At 48.8% G+C, this 13,895-nt stretch carries 13 protein-coding genes; 5 read left to right on the forward strand and 8 right to left on the reverse strand.

All coding sequences use genetic code 11. The annotated features are described in order from the left end of the window. Positions 1–3 precede the first annotated feature (3 nt). A complete protein-coding gene (locus tag KWJ01_RS10605; RefSeq protein ID WP_224996414.1) occupies positions 4–390 on the reverse strand; it encodes a MotA/TolQ/ExbB proton channel family protein in 387 nt (128 codons plus the stop codon). Positions 391–613: 223 nt separating this feature from the next. On the opposite strand from KWJ01_RS10605, the gene KWJ01_RS10610 reads away from it, so the two are divergent. From KWJ01_RS10610 to KWJ01_RS10630, 5 genes are all read left to right on the forward strand, one after another. Continuing rightward, a complete protein-coding gene (locus KWJ01_RS10610) occupies positions 614–1,750 on the forward strand; it encodes a sensor histidine kinase (RefSeq protein ID WP_224996415.1) in 1,137 nt (378 codons plus the stop codon). Continuing rightward, positions 1,740–2,447: a LytTR family DNA-binding domain-containing protein gene (locus tag KWJ01_RS10615; protein ID WP_224996416.1), complete on the forward strand. Its 708-nt coding sequence runs from the start codon at positions 1,740–1,742 to the stop codon at positions 2,445–2,447. Before KWJ01_RS10610 ends, KWJ01_RS10615 begins: the two co-directional genes overlap by 11 nt. Before the next feature lie 204 nt (positions 2,448–2,651). Continuing rightward, positions 2,652–3,050 carry a heme-binding protein gene (locus KWJ01_RS10620; RefSeq protein ID WP_224996417.1) on the forward strand — a complete coding sequence of 133 codons (399 nt, stop codon included), beginning with the start codon at positions 2,652–2,654 and terminating at the stop codon, positions 3,048–3,050. Positions 3,051–3,216: 166 nt separating this feature from the next. After that, positions 3,217–3,657 (forward strand): GNAT family N-acetyltransferase, encoded by a 441-nt coding sequence (locus KWJ01_RS10625; RefSeq protein WP_224996418.1) that lies wholly within the window; start codon positions 3,217–3,219, stop codon positions 3,655–3,657. Between the two features lie 101 nt (positions 3,658–3,758). After that, the gene (locus KWJ01_RS10630) at positions 3,759–4,211 is read left to right on the forward strand and encodes a DUF1569 domain-containing protein (protein ID WP_224996419.1); all 453 of its coding nucleotides are present in this window, start codon (positions 3,759–3,761) and stop codon (positions 4,209–4,211) included. Between the two features lie 21 nt (positions 4,212–4,232). On the opposite strand, the gene KWJ01_RS10635 is transcribed toward KWJ01_RS10630, so the two are convergent. The 7 genes from KWJ01_RS10635 to KWJ01_RS10665 form a co-directional block, all read right to left on the reverse strand. Continuing rightward, positions 4,233–7,562: a right-handed parallel beta-helix repeat-containing protein gene (locus KWJ01_RS10635; protein WP_224996420.1), complete on the reverse strand. Its 3,330-nt coding sequence runs from the start codon at positions 7,560–7,562 to the stop codon at positions 4,233–4,235. 415 nt (positions 7,563–7,977) lie between these two features. Further along, positions 7,978–9,528 (reverse strand): right-handed parallel beta-helix repeat-containing protein, encoded by a 1,551-nt coding sequence (locus KWJ01_RS10640; protein ID WP_224996421.1) that lies wholly within the window; start codon positions 9,526–9,528, stop codon positions 7,978–7,980. A gap of 118 nt (positions 9,529–9,646) precedes the next feature. Next, positions 9,647–10,429 (reverse strand): SDR family oxidoreductase, encoded by a 783-nt coding sequence (locus KWJ01_RS10645; RefSeq protein WP_224996422.1) that lies wholly within the window; start codon positions 10,427–10,429, stop codon positions 9,647–9,649. A gap of 3 nt (positions 10,430–10,432) precedes the next feature. Continuing rightward, positions 10,433–11,266, reverse strand: coding sequence for an amidohydrolase (locus KWJ01_RS10650; RefSeq protein ID WP_224996423.1), 834 nt, complete (start codon positions 11,264–11,266; stop codon positions 10,433–10,435). Between the two features lie 42 nt (positions 11,267–11,308). Next, positions 11,309–12,166 carry a fumarylacetoacetate hydrolase family protein gene (locus KWJ01_RS10655; RefSeq protein WP_224996424.1) on the reverse strand — a complete coding sequence of 286 codons (858 nt, stop codon included), beginning with the start codon at positions 12,164–12,166 and terminating at the stop codon, positions 11,309–11,311. A gap of 106 nt (positions 12,167–12,272) precedes the next feature. After that, a complete protein-coding gene (locus KWJ01_RS10660) occupies positions 12,273–13,049 on the reverse strand; it encodes an SDR family NAD(P)-dependent oxidoreductase (RefSeq protein ID WP_224996425.1) in 777 nt (258 codons plus the stop codon). A 248-nt stretch (positions 13,050–13,297) separates the two neighbouring features. Next, positions 13,298–13,894, reverse strand: coding sequence for an START domain-containing protein (locus KWJ01_RS10665; protein WP_224996426.1), 597 nt, complete (start codon positions 13,892–13,894; stop codon positions 13,298–13,300). Between the last annotated feature and the right edge of the window lies 1 nt (position 13,895).

The following is a 13,895-nucleotide window of genomic DNA, read 5'->3' on the forward strand; positions in this document are numbered from 1 at the left end:
TCATCAGCTGATGGTTCCGGTATTGGAGCGCCTGGCTTTAAGATCCAGCACAAACCAGATCAGGTGCGCAATAAGGAAAATGATGACCCCATAAAGGGTAGTTATAGAAGAAACCTTTATTCCACCAGCTAGCATTTGCTGCGAAATCCCTCCTTCCATCTGCGATATATACTTCATTGCCTCATACAAGCCTAACAGTTGCCCAAATACGCCTATCACAAGGGCCAGCATACCAAAGAACCTGATGTAGTATAAAGTAGCGGGATTGTATGCGGCACTTTTACCATACACCTGGGAGATGCCCCTGGCTGCAAAGTAAAACATAACCAATGCCATGATTGTAATAAGGCTCATAAATTCCCATCCACCTTCAATAAAGAGATTAAACATGTTGATAATAGGTTAGTGAAACATTCTTTCACAACTATACGAAAGCCCTTCTAACAATCTTCAGCATGTCGGCCAAGAGCAACAAAAAGTCGATAGATCACCAGCATGGGAGGATGGACTTAAATCCGGGAGATTGCAAACCACCGTCGATAAAGGGCAGCCTATCGACTTTTGATGAATATAAGCTTAAAATTTCGCAAATTAGGAGTAGAACCTATCCTGAATGCCGCAGAAAGCTCTACATCAACTGATAAGCACTCCTGGTGGCAAGCTCCTGCGCGGCAGGCAGCTTGCCCCGCGGCTGCTGCTACACCTCCTTTTCTGGTGTGTAGCGGCGGCATTTCTGCTTTATTTTTTCGGACACTATACCGATAACTACCGCTACACCTCCATATTCGTTTGCCTGCTGATGCCCATTGCCATTGGCACCACTTACCTCATCAATTACTTCCTGATACCAACATACCTGCTTCAGAAGCGCTACCTGCGTTTTGCCTGGTATTTTATATTTGCCCTGATCATCTCTATATGGGGCGAAATGCTGGTGGTAATGTGGGCACTCATAGTTCTGGCCGACTACCAGTACAGCAATATGGCGCCCCTCACCGCAGACATATTCTTTCTGGGTGTAGCACTCTACTTTGTCGTATTGTTCAGCACTTCTGTTAAACTCTTACAATACTGGTACCAGGGCCAGCAACACATCAGCGAGCTGCGCAGCAAGCAGCTGGAGTCGGCCCTGAAGCTGCGGGAAGCTGAGCTGCAGTTGCTCAAGGGCCAGATCCATCCTCATTTCCTGTTCAACACATTAAACAACCTGTATGGGCTGGCGCTGGAAAAATCAGGCCTGATGCCGGATGCCATCCTGCGCCTGTCGGGACTGCTGGATGCCCTGCTCTACCGCAGCCAGGACCAGCTGGTGCCTTTAACTACAGAACTAAAGCTGATAGAAGATTACGTAAGCCTGGAAAAGCTGCGTTTTGAAGACAGGCTGCAACTGGAGTGGCAGGTACAGGGCCCTGTGGATGCTTATGCCATTGCCCCTTTCCTGCTCTTTCCCTTCATTGAAAATGCTTTCAAGCACGGCTTCTCCGAAAACACCGGGCAGCTAGAGCTGCAGGTGGAGGCCCGGGTAGATAAAGGACAGCTCTGTTTCAAAGCCAGCAATTCTGTTGTACCTGCTGCAGTTCCGGCAAATGCTTCTCCCGCAGGTGGCATTGGATTGCAGAATGTGCAGCGACGGCTGGAGCTGCAGTATCCTCAAAAGCACCGCTTACACATTCAGCAGCGGGCAACCAGCTACCAGGTAGAGCTGCTGCTATCTTTAGAAACGCTAAATACCGAAGCCTATGCAAGCTGAACCCACCATACAATGCCTGCTGGTAGATGACGAGCCCATTGCCCGCAGGGTAATAAAGAGCCACCTTTCGAAAGTTGATGGCTTTTCCGTTGCCGGAGAATGTGGCAGTGCAGTGGAATGTTTCAGCTTGCTGCAGCGGCTGCAGCCCCACCTCCTGTTCCTGGATATACAGATGCCCCAGCTTAACGGACTGGTTTTCTTAAGGTCGCTCCGGCAGCAGCCTAAGGTAATCCTGGTATCGGCACACCGGGAGTATGCCCTGGAGGGCTTTGAGCTAGATGTGGTGGATTACCTGCTGAAGCCTGTATCGTTTGAGCGTTTTCTGATGGCCCTGGACAAATTCCGTCAGCGAGTAAGCCTCCCGGGCATAAAAGAAGATGAACCAACAACACCGGAGCATCTCTTCATCAGGGCAGACCGCAAAACGGTAAAGCTGGTACTGGAAGAGGTGCGTTACATAGAGAGCATGAGCGATTATTTGAAGATACACACCCGCGAGGGTATGCTCCTGACCAAAGAAAAGATCAGCAATATTGAGCAAAAACTCCCCTCCCACTTCTTACGGATACACCGTTCATTCATCCTCAACACACAACATCTGCAGGCCTTTACGCACGATACTGTAGAAGTAGCCGGCAAACAGCTCCCCATCAGCCGCAGCTTCCGGCAGGAGGTACTGGATAAGTTAAACCCATGAGTGCATGCAGGAGCAGCCTCACCTTTATCATCAGAAAGGGATCTATGAAGCTTTGAGCAACTAAGGGCCGAGTTTGACCTTTTGCTGTAAAAGAAAAATTACATTCAGCCAACAAAACATGCCCTGCCGTTGTATTTAACTAGCTGACCAACAGCAGCAGCTTTTTTTCATATTCTCAACACTTTACCTTTTACCCTAAACACCATGAACATTACCTTATCACAAGCGGAAAAAATCATTTCAGCAGCCAAAGAGAAAGCTACAGCCATAAACACCCTGATGAACATTGCTGTAGTAGACGCAGGTGCAAATCTGGTGGCATTCGCCCGTATGGATGGTGCCTGGCTTGGTTCTGTAGACATTGCTATAAAAAAAGCCAAAACTGCCCGCTTTTTTGATATGAATACAGGTGATATTGGAGGCCTCTCACAACCGGGAGGTTCTTTATATAATATAGAACATTCCAACAATGGTCTGATTACATTTCCCGGAGGTATTCCGCTTAAAAACGCCTCCGGAGATATCATTGGTGCCATTGGCGTAAGCGGCAGTACCGTTGAGAACGATCATGCTGTAGCAGCAGCCGGTACAGCTGCAATTTAAACTTACCCAACCCATATTGAGAGGTTGGTTAGCATTAACCGTCCTTTTTTTTTGCATTAGCTTTTTAAGCAGACTTCTCCTGCAGATTCACCATATCGCCCCGGCATAAATCTGGGTTAGAATTTTTATATTGCCCTAAGCAAACGGCCAGCAGCATTAGAAAGTCATGATCAGGGAATACACCAGTAAAGATAAAGAGCAGATCCTGGAACTGCTGCGGCTTAACACGCCGCAATACTTTGACAGATCTGAAGAAAGCGACTTTGTGGAGTATCTTGACCTACGTGTGGAGAGCTATTTTGTAGTAGAGGACCAGGGGAAGATCATTGGCTCTGGTGGTATTAACTTCCTTGATGACAATACGGAAGCCAGGATATCCTGGGACATCATTCACCCAGATTACCAGGGGAAAGGAGTAGGCAAACAGCTAACCCTTTTTAGAATTGAAGAGATAAAGAAAATAGATGCTGTACGCCTGATCAAAGTCAGGACCACACAACTAGTCTATCGATTCTATGAAAAAATGGGCTTTAGGCTGGAAAAAATTGAAAAGGACTATTGGGCGAAAGGCTTTGACCTTTACCAGCTTATTATTCCATTACAGTAATCTGAATTACAGGCCTCTTCAGCATCCTGAAGCTGAAAGACTTTCTCTTTTTAATTTGCAAATCCACTGTAAAAGTCAGACATACAAAACACCCCCAGCCAGTGAAGAACATTTTTAAACCTGAAGTTACAGACGAGGTAATAGGCCGTATCAACAGCTTAAAACCAGACTCACAACCCCTGTGGGGCAAAATGAGTGTTGCCCAGATGCTGGCACATTGTTGTGTTATGTACGAGATGGTTTATGAAGATAAACACAAAAAGCCTAACGCGCTGATGAGGTTTATCCTGAAAACCTTTGTGAAGGATGCTGTGGTTAACGAAAAGCCCTATAAGCAAAACGGGCAAACGGCACCAGCTTTTATCATAAAAGAGGATAAAGACTTCAACACCGAGAAGCAACGCCTGATTGGCTACATCAACAGAACCCAGCAACTAGGCGGTGAGCACTTTGATAACAAAGAATACCATTCCTTTGGAAGCCTCACCAGAACCGAATGGAATAATATGTTTTACAAGCACCTCGATCATCATTTAAGGCAGTTTGGCGTTTAGCTGCACCTGGTACCTAAAGGTTTACCTTTTGATCATTCTTATTTGCTCTGCTCCCTGGCTGGTCCTGATGGTAAGGATGTACAATCCCGGCGGGTAATGCCCCGCCAGCGTGAACTGCTGCCTGTTTTCGCCCTCCTGTGTGGCGAATGTTTTGCGGTATACGACATTACCCATTGCATTACACAGCGTAAGCTGCAGGTGGTCGTTAGCGCCGGCCCGTACCCTTACTGTTATTGAGTTTCGGAAAGGGTTAGGATATGCACTAGCAGCACCCAGGCTGGAGATAAAGTTAACAGCTTTCACATCTGAATAAGAAGTACTTCCATCAACATCCTCCTGCTGCAGCCTATAGTAACGGGTGCTCCGCTTTGCAGGCCTGTTATCATTAAAACTGTAGTGCTGTGTTTGTGAGGAATTTGCTGTTTTACTGGCCACAAAGCCCAGGGAATGAAAAGTGCTGCCATCTTCGGAAGCCTCTACCCAAAAACCTTTACTGTTCTTTTCTGCTGCAGTACTCCAGTTCAGCACTACTGTTTCCGCCACCTGGCCTGCACTGAAATAGCTAAGCGTTACAGGCAGCACAAAATTCCTGTTAAATACAGCAAAAGGCGAAAAAGAATTTATGTGCTCCAGGCTGGCCTTGTAGAAACCTTCCTCCGCTGCTGGCTCCGGCAGAGAGGCAGAAAGCCCCGGCTCCGACCAGTTTCCACCTTCATAATGGCTGATGTAGCTGTCGGATCGATCGAACATAGATAACTCATTAGCAGCCTGCCAGTGGAGCCACAGCTTTACATCAGATCCGCCAGCAAGGGCTTCATCTACATGCCAGGTGTAGTTTACAATGCCTTCGGTTAGGCTATCGCCGGTGGCGCCTTCTCTTAAAACACCTCTTGCTATATGCAGGCTGTAGGCATCAGGCACTCCCCTGTTTTCGATGGTGGCAGGTAAGTAGCTTTCTGCAGATCCTACAGGAAATACCCCCTGCCGCTCACCTCCCACTTCCTCATACACCAGGCAGCCTTTACCATCGGTAATAATGTAGCTTCGGGTAGAGGCATCTGTAATAAAAGCCCTGCTGCCTATGGTAAGGGAGTGGTCTTTCAGGTGCAGACTGCTTTGTCCCATTTGCAGCTCCCGGCTCACCCGCACATCAGCACCAAGTACTTTTCGGCCCTTCCCCTTTAGCACCAGCTTGCCGTAGTTACCGGCAGGGATTAGCTGTGGCTGGTTGCTCCTGAAAATTACGGTAGCGTCTTCTGTTGTTTCTACCTCCCTGCCCCTGTATTCACCACCAATCTCAAGGGTGGCTGTACCTTCTATTTCCACCACACTGCTGCTGTTGTTGATCAGGCTTTTGGTCCGGGCCAGCTTACCCTTCCTGATCCTGGGAAGTATTAACTGCATGGGCGGCGTAAGCTTTTTTGGTGGCGCTGGTATCATGGCATCTATCAGGGCAGTGGGAACACAGCTGCTCCAGTTACGGCTGTCGAACCAGTCATTGTTAAGAGCGCCCTCGCCCAGCCATTCGGTGCTGCTTGCCTGCAGCACCTGCACGGTATGATCAACAGTTAGTAATTCATTGCTCCTGCTGGTATAGGTGTAGCGAAGCGCATGATGACCGGGACCTGCAAGGGCCGGATCAAAACTGCCATTGGCCAGCACCCCCGCTCCGCTGTAAGTACCACCAGGCTCCGGCCCAAACTCAAGCAGAATGCTGCCTCCTGCAAGACAAACTTTGCTTTGAGGGGTGGGCTGATGGGCTCCTATACTTAGGTCTTTACGTGCCACAATGTTATTTCTCCAGAAGTCAGTTTTGCCGGCATCGGTACCAAACTGCAAGGCCAGGTCCAGCCCTTTCCCGATTAGTGGCGAGGCCTCCCGCAGCTGGTAGGCCTGCAGTGTGTGTAACTTCACTGGATCTGAAAGGGTACCGCCATTGCCTGCGGCTATTAACGCCGGATCAAGAAAATATCCCCTAGCCATACCACCCACCTTTTCCTGTGTTGTTAGCTCCCGCCATTTATCCAGGGAGTTGTGGAGTGTTTTTCCCCAGCGTACCTTAAAGCTGCCACCGCTTGCCCAATAGTTATTTCCCTCAAAGCGCAGGTCTGTGAGCACATCTACATACACAAGCTCCAGGTTAGCACTAATCTGGAAAATGTTGTTGCGGAAAGAAACATTGCGCACGCCGCCGCTTTGCACAAACACTGCCCTTGGGTTGCCCCTGCCGGAGGGCGTGAGGTAAACGGTATTATTATAGATCTGTGCATCCTGTATACCCCCGTTAGCCCCTGTGGACCAGAGGTGGATCGCTCCGTAATTTCCAACGCGTGCATCGTTTTCGCTGATGTTGTAGCGTACCACAAGCCCCTTCATTACCGGTGCATTGGGGTACTGGGCGATCAAATAGCCGGGGCCTTCATTATCGTGGGCATAATTGTACTGCATGGTGCAGTTGGTGCAGCCACCATCAAGATCAAACCCGCCGCCATCTTTGGCCGTACCTGACCTGTTGTGATGTGACTCATTATATTGTATCACCAGGTTATTGCAGTGATAGCCCCAGATGCCTACTGGTCCGCCTCCTTTCCAGGCATTGAGCCAGCCGTTGTTGTAGGCCTCACAGTATTCTACAGTGGCCCCATCAATACCTCCCAGCATAATACCGCTGCCACTGTGGTGATCGGTTCGTTCAGGCAAACCGGAATTATTGTACACCCTGCAATGAGCCACATAAAAGTTACGGTGCGCCAGCACGGCCTCTGCATAGGTGGCAATACCTGCTTCACCATTATCATGTACCACAGCATTGGTAATGCGCACCCCTTCGAAACCACTACTGCCGTTCCAGCTGCCTATAAGAATACCGGTACGTTGGTAGCCACTAACCTCAACACTATCGATGTGGATATAGGACATGCTGATCCCGGGCAGGTCGAGGTAGAAATCTATGCCAGTACTGCTGTTACGGGTTCTGCCCGAACCTTCAAACTTTAGTCTGCTGATGTGAAAGCCTGCTGTATTATAGGCTTTTAGCCCTGCAGCTTCACCGCTGAAAATGGTAGCCCAACCATTGCCGTAGGAGCTGATGACTAGGGGTTCTGTAGGCGTGCCGGCAGTTGCGGGGCCAAAGAAAAGGCTTCCGGCAAAGACCTGGCCACCTTCGAACAATATACTATCACCAGCCTGGAAAGCGTTAGTGCTGATGTTTGCCACGGAAGCCCAGGCTTGCCCTGGTGAGGTACCTGTATGTTGATCATTTCCTGATGGGCTTACATAGTAAGTTGCTCCCTCCAGGACAAAGGGTGCCAGCACCAGCAGCAAACTGGCAATAGCAGGATGTAGTTTCATGGTCAGTCTTTAGAAGATCTGTTATCAGAGGATTATCTGGCATCTAAATTATGACCGCTCATCAGGATAAAAATGGAGATTTAGGCGGCTACCTTACCCAGCAAGGGTATATTGTGATTTATGAAAATTATGCAAACTACTGATTGAAAGTATATTACAAAAAAGTACCACTCCCGGGCAGGAGTATAATTTATCAAACAGATAATATACCCGGCAAAGGAGAATATTCTCACCTAATCCTTTGAATACCACATAATTCGTTGCGGCAACATTAAAAAATGCTATTTTCCGCCTTGTATGAAATAGAAAAAAAGGCCATCAGGCAGGAAAAGAAACAAGTAAAACATTAACGGAGCACCTATATGTTACACCAGGACTTGCTCCAAATGCCTATACAGCAGTAAATACCCTACAGCTAACGCAACGGGGGCTGGTGCGCACCAATGCTCAGTTCCGAGGGCAGGCTGTTTCCCCAAAAGTCTTTATCTCCTGTCTGTATTTCAAACAGTTCTTCCAGATCAAGTCCTGCACCTCTAAGGGGCGATCTGCCTTTTAGCTGGTAAGCTTTCAGGGTATGCAGCATAACAGGTTCAGAAATGGTTTTACCCCTGCCGGCTCGTTTTAGGCGAGGTTTAACAAAGCAGCCTGTAGCCTTTCCGGCTATTTCTTCCTGGGCCGTTGCCTTGCGCCATTCTTCCAGTGATGCAAAGGTGGTGGTTCCCCAGCGAAGCCTGAAATCACCCCGCTTTACCCAATAGTTATTCCCTTCAAAGCGTACTTTTGCTGTTGTATCTGCTACAACCAGCGGCACTTCTCCACGCGTATGAATAACATTGTTGCGGAAGTTGGCCTGGTGCACCCCTCCGCTCTGTATGTACACTCCTTTGGGCGTAGCGTTTTCAGAAGGCTCAATATAAATGGTATTGTTGTAGATTTCAGCTCCCTGTATGCCACCATTGCTACCGCTAGACCACAGGTGAATGGCACCATGATCACCACTGCGGGCATCGTTTTCGCTGATGTTAAAGCGAATCACCACCCCCTTCATTTCCGGGGCCTCCTGGTACTGCGCAACGAGATAGCCCGGTCCGCTGTTGTTGTGGGCGTAATTGTATTGCATGGTACAGTTGGTGCAGCCTCCATCTATATCGAAGCCACCCCCGTCTTTTGCAGTGCCGGATTTATTATGATGGGATTCGCTGTACTGGATCACGAGCTTATTGCAGTGGTAGCCCCAGATGCCCACTGGCCCGCCTCCTTTCCAGGCATTGAGCCAGCCGTTGTTGTAGGCTTCACAGTACTCAACCAGTGCACCATCTGCCCCACTTACTATAATGCCACTGCCCGTATGATAGTCTGTTCTGTGGGGCAGGCCTGAATTATTGTAGGCTTTTGTATGCGTAATATTGATGTTCCGGTGGGCCAATACTGCCTGCGCATAAGTGTAGATCCCTCCCTGGCCATTATCATGCACCAGGGCATGTCTGATGGTTACACTATCGTAGCCATTACTTCCGTTCCAGCTGCCTATGAGAATACCAAAGAGATGATACCCCTCTACCTCCACCCGCTCTATCAGGATGTGGACAAGCCTTCCTGCAGGCAGGTCCATGTAAAAGTCGATGCCGGAACTTTTGTTTACCAAGCTGCCGGAGCCCCTGAAGATTAGATCGGTGATTGTAAAGCCGGCAGTATTGTAGGCTTTGAAACCGGTAGAATCGCCACTGCTGATGATGGCCTTTCCCTTACCCCATGAGCTGATCAGGACTGGGCTTTCAGCAGTTCCCCTGGTGGTTGAATCGAAGCTGATGCTCCCGCTAAAGGTGCTTCCACCCTCAAATAGTATAGAATCACCTGCCCCGAAAGAGCTGCTGTTTACTTTAGCTATTGTAGCCCACGCACGCGCTGGCGAAGTACCTTCATGGGCATCGTTACCTGCGGCACTGATGTAATAAGTAACTGCCATGGTACAATGAGGAACTATAAACAACAGCAGGCAAACAACTGCAGCATGTATTTTTATAACCATATCTGATGTAACAACACCAAAAGCAGCAGACTGTTAAAGTGTACCAGAACCTGCTTCAGCTTAGGGCACGGTCCAGGTGCACGTAGCCGCCATCTACCACCAGCTGCTGGCCGGTGGTGTGGGCAGAGCGGCCGGAGAGCAGAAAAACTGCTGCATCGGCTATTTCCTCTGCGGTAGTCATGCGTTTGCCCAGGGGTATTTTAGTGACGATGGACTTCAGCTTCTGTTCAGGATTATCAAAAGTATCGAGCCAGCTGCGGTATAGGGGGGTCATAACCTCTGCCGGTACTACAGCATTTACACGAATACCGAAAGGCAGCAGCTCTGCTGCCCACTCACGGGTTAACGCCAGCTGTGCGCCTTTGGATGCTGCATAGCCGGAGGTATTTCCCTGTCCGGTAAGTGCTGTTTTTGAGCTGATGTTCACAATGCTCCCCCGGCTGCTTTTCAGGTAGGGCAAGGCATAATGTGCCATGTTGTAGTAGTGTGAAAGATTAAGCTGCAGAGAAGCCATAAATCTTTCCGGAGATCCGCTCTCAAGGCCTACACCATCGTTCACACCGGCATTGTTCACCAGCCCGTCAATGCGGCCAAAATGTTTTACCGTTTCCTCCACAACCATTGCACAGGCCGAAGCTTCACCTAACTCTACCACAATGTTCAGTACTTTATTGCCAGCTTCGGTCAGTTCCCGGGCCAGTGCTTCTCCTGCATTTCCAGACCTTCCCACAATTACGGGTATGGCTCCTTCGGCTGCCAGGCTCCTGCTAATGGCCTCTCCTATGCCCTTGGCTCCGCCGGTTACGATGATTACTTTATCTTTAAGATGCAGATCCATTGTTTACTCGCTCAAGTTGTAAAAGCTGCGGGCATTCCCACCCATAATTTTTTCCTGTTCTGTTAGTGACAGCTGCTGTATGTAACCTTTCACCAGACCTATTACCCGCTGGTAAGGGGCTGCCAGCAGGCAAACCGGCCAGTCGCTGCCGTACATTAGCCGGTCCGGACCAAAGGCTTCAAAAACAACATCGAGGTAGGGCTTGATCTGATCTTCCTGCCAATGCTGCCAGTCGGCTTCTGTAACCATACCAGATATTTTGCAGTAGAGCTGCGGATGAGCGGCCATCCTGCTGATGTTGGTTTTCCAGGGTTCAAGTTCCCCTGCCCTGACAGGAGGTTTGGCAATATGATCCAGCACAAACTTCTGATCCGGAAACAGCGCTACCAACTTCAGCGCTTCCGGCAGCTGATGATGACCAATGAGAATATCATAGGTTAACCCCAGGGCTTTTAGCGCCGCTATGCCACGCTGAAAACTTTCCTGCAGCATATAGCCCTCCGGCCGCGACTGTACAAAATGGCGCAGCCCTACCAACTTTGGGTGTTCAGCAATCAGATGCAGGTCCTGCTCAAAAGTATCAGCTCTAAAATCGGCCCAGCCTACCACACCCTTTACTACAGAATGCTGTGCTGCAAGCGCCAGTAAAAAACTGTTCTCCTCCATGCTCTCCCGTGCCTGCACGGCAACTGTGGCAGTTATGTTATGCTTTTCCAGCTCCGATGCCAGGTGGTGAGGAAGGAAATCCCTTTTGATGGACTCATGCTCCGCTCCCATCCAGCCAAATTCCACCGAATTGTATTGCCAGTAATGATTGTGTGCATCTACTACTTCCATGTGCTTTGTTGATAGGTTTGGAGAAGGCAGAAGATTAAAACACTAGCCCTGCCAGGCTACCAGCTGCTGCTTTGCAGCGCCCAGGCCTTCTATGCCCAGCTCTACCGTATCGCCAGGCTTCAGGTAAACGGGTGGTTTAAAGCCCAGGCCTACCCCTGCAGGGGTACCGGTAGATATGATATCGCCAGGCAGCAGCGACATAAACTGGCTGAGGTAGCTAACCAGGAATGGAATACCGAACACCAGGTTGGAGGTGCTGCCATCCTGCATCATTTTCTCATTTACCTTTAGCCAGAGGCGCAGCTTGTTTACATCCTCAATTTCGTCTTTTGTAGCCAGGAAGGGTCCCAGCGGCGCAAAAGTGTCGCAGCTTTTGCCTTTTACCCACTGTCCGCTGCGCTCCAGCTGGAAAGCCCGCTCGCTGTAATCGTTGTGCAGCATATAACCTGCTACATAATCCAGTGCTTCGGCCTCAGATACGTAAGAAGCTTTTTTGCCAATCACCACGGCCAGTTCTACTTCCCAGTCTGTTTTTTCACTTCCCTTGGGAATGATGATGTTATCGTTTGGTCCGCAAACGGCCGAAGAAGCCTTGAAAAAGATAATGGGTTCTTTTGGCACCTCCATATTGCTTTCACGGGCATGATCGGAATAGTTAAGACCTATGCAGATGATCTTACCAGGTTTATGAACGGGAGCACCCAGGCGAACCCCATCGGCTACCCCTGGTGCAGATGCTTCGTTCTGCTTGAGCCATTCCGCCAGCCTGCTCAGGCCGTCTCCGGCAAAAAATGCTTCATCATAGTTCTGCACAAAAGCACTTACATCTATTCTTTTACCGGCTGCAGTTATTACACCTGGCTTTTCCTTACCAGCTTCGCCAAATCTGATCAGTTTCATTTGTTAGGTATTAGGTATTTAGTAGTGGGTATTGGGTATGGGGTCGATATTCAATAGCAACAGACCAACACTATCGTCACTTGTCTATCATCTATTGTACAAAAAATCAGGTGTTGAGGGTAACAAAGCCACCATCTATGGGGTAATTGCTGCCGGTGATAAATGAGGCTTCGTCGGAGCAGAGGAAGAGGGCCAGCGATGCCATTTCTTCGGGTGTGCCCATGCGGCCAATGGGCTGTGTTTTAGAGAGTTTCTCAAACATCTCCTGCTCACGGCCAGGATAGTTTTTTTGCAGAAACCCATCCACAAAGGGTGTGTGCACACGGCCCGGGGCTATGCAGTTGCAGCGAATGTTTTTATCTACAAAGTCCTTGGCAACAGAAAGGGTCATGGTAAGCACGGCACCTTTGCTCGTAGAGTAAGCAAAGCGATCCTGCAAGCCAACGCTGGAAGCTACCGAAGCAAGGTTAAGGATAACCCCACCACCACTGGCCAGCATTTTCTCCACACCGGCTTTTAGGCAGTTGTATACGCCCTTTACATTCACGGCATAAATCTTATCAAAATCATCTTCGGAGGTGGTGAGTACATTGCCTATATGGGCAATACCGGCATTGTTCACTAAAATATCGAGCCTGCCGGTCTGCAGGTATATTTTATGAAAAGCATCTGCTACCTCTTTCTGGCTGGCTACATTACAGGCTACGGCATGGGCCCTGCCACCCGCCTGCTGAATTGACTGCACTACAGCATGGGCGCTATCTTCATTTAGCTCCAGCACAAAAACTTCGGCTCCCTGCCGGGCAAACAACTGCGAAATTGCTTTTCCAATACCGCTCCCCCCTCCTGTTACAATGGCTGTTTTATTTGTTAGGCTGAACATGGTATACTATTAGATTTTGATCGTTACGGCCTTAGCTGATTGATAAAAAAACTCACAATCCTGCCAGCCGATTGGTGCTTCTGTTAAAAAAATGTAATAAAGGGTATCTGACCATATTGATCAAATCAAAGCAGAACAAATTTTGCAGGCTTTAAAAAAAACGTTCCTGCCATAACCCTAATGGCATGGCAAAGCCTAAACTTTTTCTGAAAGCGGAGAAAAGCATGATATACCTGCGTTCGCTTGTGTTATTTCGCCAGCAACTGCTTAAGGTTCGTAAAGGAGTTGAAAGGACCGGTTACTGCCGTTGCATTTACAAGCCAGGGCGGAATGCTGCCTGCCGGATCTACCCTGATGGTATATTCGATGTCCAGCGCATCATTCTCCAGCTGAACAACCTTCCAGAATGAATTGGATGATGTTACCCTTACCCTTCCATCTTTTGGGGGCAGAACACCTTCTACCGCATGTGCTTTCAGGAAATAGGTGTTGGGGATGGAGTCTTTTACCAGTTTTAGATGACAGGTAAGATCCCTGTTGCTCACCGGCCAGGGCAGAAAAATTTCGGTGTAGTAAACCATTTCATCGGCACTGATGGGCTTGAGCAGGTCAGATTCTTTGGTGTTGTACACCCACTTTTTGTGGTTGTTTACATCCAGCACCAGTGACTGGAACTTCTGCAGACTGCCGGTACATTTCAACTTTACCCTTACTTCCTTGAAGGGCGAACCTGCCACCTCCTTCATAAAAACCTGTATACCGTCTTTGCTTTTTTTCAAAACCCAGTCTTGCTGTGCAAACAAAGCTGTTGGTATCAGCAACAGCACCATAAAAAAGTACTTCATT

Origin of the sequence: Cesiribacter sp. SM1 (assembly GCF_020178975.1) — a bacterium.
In the GTDB taxonomy this organism is placed as follows: Bacteria; Bacteroidota; Bacteroidia; order Cytophagales; family Cyclobacteriaceae; genus Cesiribacter.